Origin of the sequence: Peribacillus sp. NPDC058002 (assembly GCF_042886655.1) — a bacterium.
Taxonomy (GTDB): Bacteria; Bacillota; Bacilli; order Bacillales; family DSM-1321; genus Peribacillus; species Peribacillus aracenensis.
Map to the genome: position 1 here is coordinate 1 of NZ_JBHVQU010000509.1, position 1,281 is coordinate 1,281.

The 1,281-nt window shown below is 42.0% G+C and carries 1 protein-coding gene; it reads left to right on the plus strand.

Annotated features, from left to right (window positions below):
* Positions 1 to 2 precede the first annotated feature (2 nt).
* Positions 3 to 1,193, plus strand: a complete 1,191-nt coding sequence (locus tag ACFVSH_RS26725) for an NCS2 family permease (protein WP_387708843.1) — start codon at positions 3 to 5, stop codon at positions 1,191 to 1,193.
* Positions 1,194 to 1,281: the final 88 nt, after the last annotated feature.

Genomic DNA, 1,281 nt, shown 5'->3' on the forward strand with positions numbered 1-1,281 from the left:
TTGTGAATCCGGCTTTATTGTCTTCAATCGGAATTCCATTTGAACAAGTTTTCATGGCAACGGTCATATCAGCGGTGATTGGTACCCTTATCATGGGGCTTGTTGCAAAATACCCGATTGCGATAGCACCAGGGATGGGTTTGAATGCGTATTTTGCCAGCGTAGTGGGGGCACAGGGCCTTTCATATCAGACCGTATTCGGTACGGTTTTCATTGCTGGTTTGCTATTTCTATTAATTAGCGTGACAAGCTTGCGTAAAATGATAATTGATGCGATTCCTAACTCATTAAAATATGGCATCACGTCCGGAATTGGTTTATTCATTGCGTTTATCGGATTGAAAAATGCTGGAATCGTAGTGCCTAATGAATCAACGATGGTGTCGCTTGGAGATTTGCACCAGCCTGGAACCGTTTTGGCGCTAGCAGGTTTATTCATTACCTTGATTTTTATGGCCCGTAATATTAAAGGGGCAATTTTCATTGGTATGATCATTACGGCAATCATTGGCTACTTTATCGGTTTGCTCAACTTTGATGGGGTCTTATCTGTACCTCCGACACCGGTATTTTTCGATATCGATATTGCCGGGGTCTTCACGAATTCATTATATTCAATTGTTTTCGCCTTTTTACTTGTGACGATCTTTGATACGACAGGAACCTTGATTGGCGTGACGGAACAGGCTGGACTAACGAAGGATGGGAAAATCCCTCGTGCCAAGAAAGCCTTTTTAGGTGATGCGATTGCGACGACAGTCGGCTCGATGTTTGGTACAAGCCCTTCGACGGCATATGTTGAATCGAGTACGGGAGTAGCCGCAGGGGGACGTACGGGATTAACCGCTACTGTCGTGGCAATCTTGTTTGCTGCGTCGATTTTCTTTTCTCCATTGATATCGGCAATTTCGTCCGTTCAAGCAATCACAGCTCCCGTTTTGATCATTGTAGGATGTTTCATGATGGAAGGGTTGGCTAAAGTAAATTGGAAAATTTTCGATGAGGCGTTTCCGGCATTTGCGATCATTTTAACGATGCCGCTTACTTCAAGTATATCTACAGGGATTGCGATCGGGTTCATTACATTTCCCCTTATGAAGGTATTCAGTGGAAAAGGAAAATCGGTACATCCTCTCATTTATATTTTTGGATTTATATTTTTGATTCAGCTGATTTTCTTCCCTACTCATTAAAGTATGAATGTAATCAAAAAGACATGCTGTCATTGCAGCGTGTCTTTTTTTGTTTTTAAATTAGTAATATTTGGACATGGTTCACTTC